Annotated in this window: 9 protein-coding genes; 4 read left to right on the top strand and 5 right to left on the bottom strand. The window is 70.9% G+C overall.

Going from position 1 to position 8115, the window contains the following annotated elements:
- Together MVA01S_RS27330 and MVA01S_RS27325 are read left to right on the top strand one after the other, a co-directional pair.
- A partial coding sequence (locus MVA01S_RS27330) for a DUF5642 family protein (protein ID WP_060941772.1) occupies nt 1–450 on the top strand: 450 nt, incomplete at its 5' end.
- A 28-nt stretch (nt 451–478) separates the two neighbouring features.
- Nucleotides 479–1150: a DUF5642 family protein gene (locus MVA01S_RS27325; protein ID WP_003929885.1), complete on the top strand. Its 672-nt coding sequence runs from the start codon at nt 479–481 to the stop codon at nt 1148–1150.
- Between the two features lie 7 nt (nt 1151–1157).
- Here the strand turns inward: MVA01S_RS27325 and MVA01S_RS27320 are convergent, their stop codons facing one another.
- Together MVA01S_RS27320 and soxR are read right to left on the bottom strand one after the other, a co-directional pair.
- On the bottom strand, nt 1158–1766 hold the full coding sequence (locus MVA01S_RS27320) for an alpha-ketoglutarate-dependent dioxygenase AlkB (RefSeq protein WP_003929886.1): 609 nt from the start codon (nt 1764–1766) through the stop codon (nt 1158–1160).
- Between the two features lie 33 nt (nt 1767–1799).
- Nucleotides 1800–2234, bottom strand: coding sequence for a redox-sensitive transcriptional activator SoxR (soxR, locus tag MVA01S_RS27315; RefSeq protein ID WP_003929887.1), 435 nt, complete (start codon nt 2232–2234; stop codon nt 1800–1802).
- A gap of 46 nt (nt 2235–2280) precedes the next feature.
- On the opposite strand from soxR, the gene arcA reads away from it, so the two are divergent.
- Entirely contained in the window at nt 2281–3492 is a 1212-nt protein-coding gene (gene arcA, locus MVA01S_RS27310; RefSeq protein WP_003929888.1) for an arginine deiminase, read from the top strand.
- Here arcA and MVA01S_RS27305 read toward each other — a convergent pair.
- Both MVA01S_RS27305 and MVA01S_RS27300 read right to left on the bottom strand, forming a co-directional pair.
- A complete protein-coding gene (locus tag MVA01S_RS27305) occupies nt 3489–4313 on the bottom strand; it encodes a hypothetical protein (protein WP_003929889.1) in 825 nt (274 codons plus the stop codon). The genes arcA and MVA01S_RS27305 overlap by 4 nt on opposite strands.
- 304 nt (nt 4314–4617) lie before the next feature.
- Nucleotides 4618–6195 carry a dolichyl-phosphate-mannose--protein mannosyltransferase gene (locus MVA01S_RS27300; RefSeq protein ID WP_003929890.1) on the bottom strand — a complete coding sequence of 526 codons (1578 nt, stop codon included), beginning with the start codon at nt 6193–6195 and terminating at the stop codon, nt 4618–4620.
- A 24-nt stretch (nt 6196–6219) separates the two neighbouring features.
- On the opposite strand from MVA01S_RS27300, the gene rsmI reads away from it, so the two are divergent.
- Complete coding sequence (gene rsmI, locus MVA01S_RS27295; protein WP_003929891.1) at nt 6220–7056, top strand: 16S rRNA (cytidine(1402)-2'-O)-methyltransferase; 837 nt, start codon at nt 6220–6222, stop codon at nt 7054–7056.
- Here the strand turns inward: rsmI and MVA01S_RS27290 are convergent.
- A partial coding sequence (locus MVA01S_RS27290) for an aminodeoxychorismate synthase component I (RefSeq protein ID WP_060941771.1) occupies nt 7039–8115 on the bottom strand: 1077 nt, incomplete at its 5' end. The two genes, rsmI and MVA01S_RS27290, sit on opposite strands and share 18 nt — an antisense overlap.

Raw genomic sequence — 8115 nt, 5'->3', positions numbered from 1 at the left:
GACACACCGGCCACCGATCCCGCGCCGTGTGCGGTGCTGGGCGCGCCCGCGGTCGATCCGGCGACCGCCCGGGGCTGGTCGGCCTCGGGTCCCGGAGGGATCGTCTACGCGGTGGTGGCCGGCGCCACCGAACCCGCGGCGCCGAGCCCGGGCCCCGACCAGGAGTGCCGGGAGTGGACGGTCGCGTCGGGACACACCACGGGCGTGGTGACCGGCGTGGCGGGACCCGACATCGAGGCCGCGCGGACGACCGGGATGAGCGCGGTCACCACCACCGTCGTCGAAGGCGGAACCGAAACCCACGCCCACGCCGACACTTTCGTCGCCGATCTGGGCGGGTACGTCTGTTTCGTCGCAGTGCTCACCGATCCCGGGTCGCCGCATCCGGCCCTCGGCGCTGAGTTCGCGTCCGGACTGCTCGCCGAAACGGTGTCCGCGCTGCGGGGTTGAGCCCGCACCCGCGGGTACATTTGCGGCGATGTCGAACCCCTCGCACCTCCGGACGATCGCGGTGGCGGTGTGCGCCGCGCTGGCCACCGCGTGCAGTCCCGCGCAGTCCGAGGACCTGTCGAACGCCGATATCGGCCGCGTCGCGGAGCTGAAAGCGCAGTTCCCGCCGTCGTTCACGGTCAACTCCGTGGGCCCGGCGGGTATCGACCCGCAGTACCTCACCGCCCAGAAGCTGCCACCCGGGCTGGCCTTCGATCCGGCCGACTGCGGACAGGCCGCCGCGGAGCAGGCGATTCCCGCGGGCGTCAAGGGCAACATGGCGGCCACCACCGCCGAGGGCGACGGGGTGCGCTACATCGTGATCGCGGTCGAGACCTCCGAGCCCGTCCCGGTCGACACCCCCGACGACCAGTGCCGCAAGGTCAGCTTCACCGGACCCGGCATGCGCGGCCTCGTCGAGGTCGTCGACGCGCCGCAGATCGACGGGGTGCGCACCGTGGGCACCCACCGCGTGCTGCAGACCACGACCGAGCAGGGGCCGCGCACCGGCGAGCTCTACAACTACGTCGCCAACTTCGGGACCTTCATCGTGATCGTCACCGCCAACCCACTGGTGGTCGCCGACAAGCCCGTCGCCCAGGTGGACACGCAGCGGGCCCGTGATCTGGTCACGCAGACGGTCGAGCTCATCAAGGGCTGACGCGGCGTCAGCGGACGTCGTAGGGGCGGAACTGGATGCTGATGCGCGGCCCGGTGGGCCGTGCGGTCTTCGGGATGGCGTGCTCCCAGGTCCGTTGGCAGGACCCGCCCATCACCAGCAGGTCGCCGTGGCAGTGCCGTATCCGCAGCGACGGACCGCCGCCGCGCGGACGGAGCGCGAAAACCCTTGTCGCGCCGAGTCCTACGATCGCGACCATGGTGTCCTCGGTGCTGCTGCGACCGATGTTGTCGCCGTGCCAGGCGACGCTGTCGTTGCCGTCTCGGTACAGGCACAGGCCCGCGCTGACGAACGGTTCGCCGAGCTCGCCGGCGTACGCGTCGTTGAGCCGTCGGCGCAGCTGTTTGAGTCGCGGATGCGGAGCCGGATCGTCGAGCAGGTTGTGGAAGCTCAGCAGGCGTGGCACGTCGAGCACCCGGTCGTACATCTGCCGCCGTTCGGCGCGCCACGGGATCTGATCGCGCAGTTCGCCGAACAGCGTGTCGTCGGCGAGGCCGTCCTGGGACAGCCAGCCGGACCGCACCTCCAGCCAGGCGCCGTTGCCGAGGTCGCGGCGCTCGGAGTGGTCGAACAGAGAGCTTTGCAGAGCCTGCTCCATGCCCGGCAGTCTATCGCACAGGCGTTCGAAATATCAGAGCCGGACTGCGCCGGGACCGTCCCCGGCGAGCATGTCGCCGGGATTGGCCAGCGCGCACACCTTCAGGCTCAGGCAGCCGCAGCCGATGCAGCCGGCGAGGTTGTCGCGCAACCGCTGCAGGTGCAGGATCCGCTGATCGAGATCCTCCCGCCAGCCGGCGGACAGTCTGGCCCAGTCCTTGCTGGTGGGCACCCGGTCCGACGGCAGGGTGGCCAGGGCCTCGCGGATACGGGCCAGCGGGATGCCGAGGCGCTGCGACATCCGGATGAACGCGACACGGCGCAGCGTGTCCCGCGGATAGCGGCGCTGATTGCCGCCGGTGCGTCGGCTGGCGATCAGCCCCTCGCGTTCGTAGAAATGCAGCGCGGACACCGCCACCCCGCTGCGGGCCGACATCTCTCCCGGCGTGAGGTCGTGGGGCGACTCCATGACCTCAACCCTAGTTGAGGTGGCTGTTCGGGTTACGGTGCTAGACGTGACTGATGCCGCGCTCGGGTGCAATTCAGAGGTCGGCAGGCTTCGGGTCGTCATCCTGCACCGGCCGGGAGCGGAGTTGCAGCGGCTGACCCCCCGCAACAACGACACCCTGCTGTTCGACGGGTTGCCGTGGGTGGCCAGGGCGCAGCAGGAGCACGACGCGTTCGCCGAACTGCTGCGCTCGCGCGGGGTCGAGGTGCTGCTGCTCGGTGACCTGCTGACCGAGGCGCTGGCCAAGAGCGGGGCCGCCCGGATGCACGGCATCTCCGCCGCCGTCGACGCCCGCCGCCTCGGCGTGCCGCTGGCGCAGGAACTCTCGGCATATCTGCGCACGCTCGACGCGGGTGCGCTTGCCCGGGTGCTTATGGCCGGGATGACGTTCGACGAGTTGACCTTCGGGGAGAACGAGCTGTCGCTGGTGCGCCGGATGCACCACGGCGCGGACTTCGTCATCGATCCGCTGCCGAACCTGTTGTTCACCCGTGACTCGTCGTTCTGGATCGGTCCGCGGGTGGCGATCACCTCGCTGTCGATGCACGCCCGCGTGCGCGAGACGTCGCTGACGGATCTGATCTACGCCCACCATCCGCGGTTCCTCGGGGTGCGTCGGGCCTATGAATCGCGGTCGGCGCCGATCGAGGGCGGCGACGTGCTGCTGCTGGCGCCCGGGGTGGTCGCGGTCGGGGTCGGGGAGCGGACCACCCCCGCGGGCGCTGAGGCGCTGGCGCGCAGCCTGTTCGACGACGACCTCGCGCACACCGTGCTGGCGGTGCCGATCGCCCAGGAACGTGCGCAGATGCATCTGGACACGGTGTGCACGATGGTCGACACCGACGCGGTGGTGATGTACCCGAACATTCAGGATTCGTTGACGGCCTTCACCATCCGGCGCGAGGACGGCGGCGGGGTGAAGATCGACCGGGCCGCCCCGTTCGTCGACGCCGCCGCCGCGGCGATGGGGATCGGGAAGCTGCGCGTCATCGACACCGGGCTGGATCCGGTCACCGCCGAGCGTGAGCAGTGGGACGACGGCAACAACACCCTGGCGTTGGCGCCCGGGGTTGTCGTGGCCTACGAACGCAACACCGAAACCAATGCCCGCCTTGTCGATTCGGGGATCGAGGTGTTGCCGATCGCGGCCTCGGAGCTCGGCACCGGCCGCGGCGGGCCCCGTTGCATGTCGTGTCCCGCCGGCCGCGATCCCCTTTAGCGGAACGGGCTGCGACGCAACGCTTCCCGGCATCGCGAGACGACGCCGATCCCAATGTGGAACGACGCCACCTCGATCAGCTGCCAGTGCTGCCGGCGCAGCAGATCGCGGAAGAGGATGTCGCTCGCGAGGTTGTAACGGTGTTCGGCCCATTGCACCGCGACCCTGGCTTTGGGCCAGCCCAGCCCGATGACGGATTCCCATATGTGGTCGCCGATGTGGATTCTGGTCTCGGGGGGAGGCAGCCCGCCGTCGATCAGCCACAGTCGGACCATGGTCTCCTCGGGTGAGCGCGATCCACCGTCCATCAGGTCCAGGGCCTTGTAGGCGTGCGCGGTCCCACGTGCCGACCGGTAGCGCTGCCGCAGCGGCGCGACGTCCGCGCGGGTGATTCCGGTGACAGCACTGAGCATGTCCAGAAGTACGACAGCGTCGTCTCGCGGCAGTCGCCTGGCCAGATCGAATGCCGTGCGGGCCGGTGTGGTGATCCGCATCTGGCCGTACGGTCGGATCTCGTCCGCGCCGAGACGTTCGTGACGAACGATGACACCGGGCTGAACACGCCTGGGTTCGGCGATGACCTCGATCGGCGCCTCGACGTCGACACCTTTGACCCCGTGCAGGGCCGCCGCGGTAAGCCCGGCGATCACACCCTCCCGGCCGGTCCACAGCCACGCGGCGTAGGCCATGTTCAGGGTGTCCCGGCGGGCCGTCGCCGGCAGATAGACACCGGGCAGCACTTTGCGGTGGTGCCAGCGCAGGGCGCCGCGGGTCAGCAGTCCCGCAGCGATGGCCTCCTGGCCCAGGAACGGTCGGTCCATGGTTCTGACCCTCGCCGTGCGGGCCGACATGGCCGCCGCCGCGCCTCAGGTTCGGGCGTCTGCCTGTGGACAGCATCGGGACTGGGGATCGACGAGCCACAGGCCGGCAGGTACGTGGCAAGGACCCTTGAGGCGAGATCGACCCGGGGGCTGTGCACGGGGGCCTTTTCGAGATCAGCGCAGCCCGGATGTCGATCTCGGAGCGAGATCGTCATAGGGGTCGTTGTCGTCCGGAGGTCGTGGAGGATCAGCAGCCGTGGTGTCGATCTGGCGTCAAGGGTCCGGCGCGGGGAGTGAGTCGGGCCTACCGCCAGGACGGCAGCCAGATCTGCATGTTCCACGTGTGCTGGGAGATCGGCAGCCCGGTCAGGATCGGATAGAGCCACGCGAAGTTGGTGATCACCGCCGCGACATAGCAGCACACGACGAGTAGGCCCAGTGTGCGCCGCTCGGCGCCCATACTGCTCCTCACGTCCGCGGTGTTCTGCCCGGGTTTGTAGAGGATGTCGCCCAAGATCACCGCGATCATCATGACCAGGAACGGCGCCATGGTGGAGGCGTAGAAGAAGTACATCTGCCGGTCGATGTCGATGAACCAGGGCAGGAAGCCTGCGAAGTAGCCGACCAGCAGCGCGCCGTAGCGCCAGTCCCGCTTGACGAAGGCCCGCCACAGCGCCCAGGCCAGCACCGGGACCGCCAGGAACCACATCGCCGGCGTGCCCACCAGCATCACGGCCTTGACGCACGACTGGGCCCCGCACCCGGACACGTTCTCGGTGTCGATGGCGTAGAGCACCGGTCGCAGCGACATCGGCCAGGCCCACGGCTTGGACTCCCACGGGTGATGATTGCCGTCGGCGTTGGTCAGTCCGGAGTGGAACCGGTAGGCGCCGTAGGTGTAGTGCCACAGCGACCGCAGCGCGTCGGGGATCGGCAGCACGCTGTCGGGCCCGATGGACCGGCCCACCTCGTAGCGGTCCACGGCCGTCTCCGATGCGAACCACGGCGTGTAGGAGGCCAGGTACACCCCGAACGGGATGAGGACCATCGCGTACAGCGCCGGGCCGACGTCGCGGCGCAGGGTGCCCAGCCACGGCCGCGGCACCCGGTACTGCTTGCGGGCGGCGACGTCGAAGGCCACCGTCATCAGGCCGAAGAACACCACGAAGTACAGGCCCGACCATTTCGTTGCGCAGGCCAGACCGAGCAGTACGCCCGCGCCGAAGCGCCACCACCGCACACCCAGGCGCGGCCCCCACGCGGTCTCGGCGATCCGGCCCTCCAGGAACGCGGTGTGCATCCGCGCCCGGATCTGGTCCCGGTCGACGATCAGGCAACCGAACGCGGCGACGACGAACAGCGTCAGGAAACCGTCGAGCAGCGCGGTGCGCGCGGTCACGAAGCTGACCCCGTCGGCGATCAGGAGCAGGCCCGCGATCCCGCCGACCAGGGTGGACCGGGTGATGCGGCGGGTGATGCGCACCACCAGCAGCACCAGGATTACCCCGCACACCGCACCGGAGAACCGCCAGCCCAGGCCGGTGTAGCCGAAGATCGCCTCGCCGATCGCGATCAGCTGCTTGCCCACCGGCGGATGGACGACCAGCCCGTAGCCCGGGTTGTCCTCGACCCCGCCGTTGTGCACCATCTGCCAGGCCTGCGGGGCGTAGTGCTTCTCGTCGAAGATCGGCGTGCCCGCGTCGGTGGGGGAGCCGAGGTTCAGGAAGCGGGTGATCGCAGCCAGCGCGGCGATGACCGCGGTCATCACCCAGCCCTGGAGCCGGTCGACCGGACCGAAGTCCGCGACCGGGACGACGGGTCCGGGACTGATCACGGGGACCGTGCGACCGCTGCGGTGGAGCTGCTCGGTCGGGGCGGTCACGATTGCGATCGTAGGCTGTCAGGCATGACGGCTGGACGACTGCTCGTGGGCGCCACGCCGCTGGGACAGCCATCCGACGCGTCGGCGCGGCTGGTGCGGGCGTTGGGCAGCGCCGACGTGATCGCCGCCGAGGACACCCGCCGGGTCCGCACACTGGCCCAGGCGCTCGAGGTCAAGCCGGTCGGCAAGATCGTCAGCCTCTACGACCAGAACGAGGCGTCGCGGATACCGGCGATGCTCGACGCGATCAAGGGCGGCGCCACCGTGCTGTTGGTCAGCGACGCCGGCATGCCGCTGATCAGCGACCCCGGCTACCGGCTGGTGGCGGCGTGCGTGGAGCACGGGCTGACCGTGCAGTGTCTGCCGGGACCGTCGGCGGTCACCACCGCGCTGGCCGTCGCCGGGCTGCCGTCCGAGCGGTTCTGCTTCGAAGGGTTTCCGCCGCGCCGGCAGGCGGCCCGCCGGACCTGGTTGCAGTCGCTGGCGGGGGAGCCGCGCACGTGCGTGTTCTTCGAATCGCCGCGCCGGCTGGCCGAGACACTGGCCGACGCGGTCGAGGTGCTCGGCCCCGACCGCCGGGCGGTGGTGTGCCGGGAACTGACCAAGACGCACGAGGAGATCGTGCGCGGTGGCCTCGGTGAGCTCGCCGAGTGGGCCGCCGACGGGGTGCTCGGCGAGATCACCGTGGTGCTGGAGGGCGCGACGCCGTCCGCGGACCCGCAGGTTCTGCTCGCCGAGGTGCACCGATTGGTCGACGACGGCATGCGGGTCAAGGACGCGTGCGCGCAGGTGGTCGCGGCGCACCCGGGGGCGCCGTCCAAGCGTGAGCTCTACGACGCGGTGCTACGCGCGCGTCAGTGAGCCGACGCCGCACCCGAGGGTCGGCGCCGCCTTGTGCAGGCACTCCTCCCACTCCCGGTCGGGGTCGGAGTCCGCGGTGATGCCGCCGCCGACGCCGAGCACCGCGCGGCCGTCGGCGGCGAACTCCACCGTGCGGATCGCGACGTTGAGCTCGCAGCCGGCCACCGGTGACGCCAAACCCACTGTGCCGCAATACACCCCGCGCCGGTGCGGCTCCCACGCCGACAGCAGCTCACGGGCCCTGGCCTTGGGTGTGCCGGTCACCGACGCCGGCGGGAACGTCGCGTCCAGCACCGCCGCCATCGGCAGCTCCGCGGGCACCCGGGCCGACACCGTCGAGACCAGATGCCACACGCCCGGCGCCGGCCGGACCGCCAGCAGTTCGGGCACCGACACCGATCCGGTGCGGGCGACCCGGCCCAAATCGTTGCGCACCAGGTCGACGATCATGATGTTCTCGGCGACATCCTTGACCGAGGCCCGCAGCGCCGCGGGGTCCGCGCACGCCGGCAGTGTGCCCTTGATCGGGCTCGACGTCACCGCCTCACCGCAGCGCCGCAGGAACAGTTCCGGCGACAGTGACGCCACCGCGCCCCACTCCCCGGCCACGAACGCCGCGCGCGCCGGCGCGGTCCGGGCGGCCGCCTCGATGAAATAGTCGGCCGGGCTGCCGTCGAGCGTGCCGGCGAACCGCGTGCACACGCACGCCTGATACACCTCGCCGGCCGCGATCGCCTCCAGACATTCGAGCACCCCGCGCCGGTGCGCGGCCCGGTCGGCCTCACCCCAGCGGACGGTGGCGGCCCGCGGCTCCGGCGTCGACTGCAGCGCTTCCCGCACCCAGCCGGGAAGGGCGGCGCCGGTGAGGCTCTCGTGCCACCACAGCCCGTCGCGAGCGCAGCGCAGCACCGCGTCCGCCCAGCCGCCTGCGGCCTCCGGGATGCGCGGGCCCAGGCCGTCGGCGCCGGCGTCGGGGTAGGACAGGTAGCCGAACCAGCCGCCGCCGACCGGTCCGTCCTGTCGGGCACCGGGCGCCACGTCGAAGACGTCCCCGGGGGG

Source organism: Mycolicibacterium vaccae NBRC 14118 = CIP 105934 (genome assembly GCF_001552715.1).
In the GTDB taxonomy this organism is placed as follows: domain Bacteria; phylum Actinomycetota; class Actinomycetes; order Mycobacteriales; family Mycobacteriaceae; genus Mycobacterium; species Mycobacterium vaccae.
This window is presented reverse-complemented; position numbering and strand designations above follow the sequence as displayed.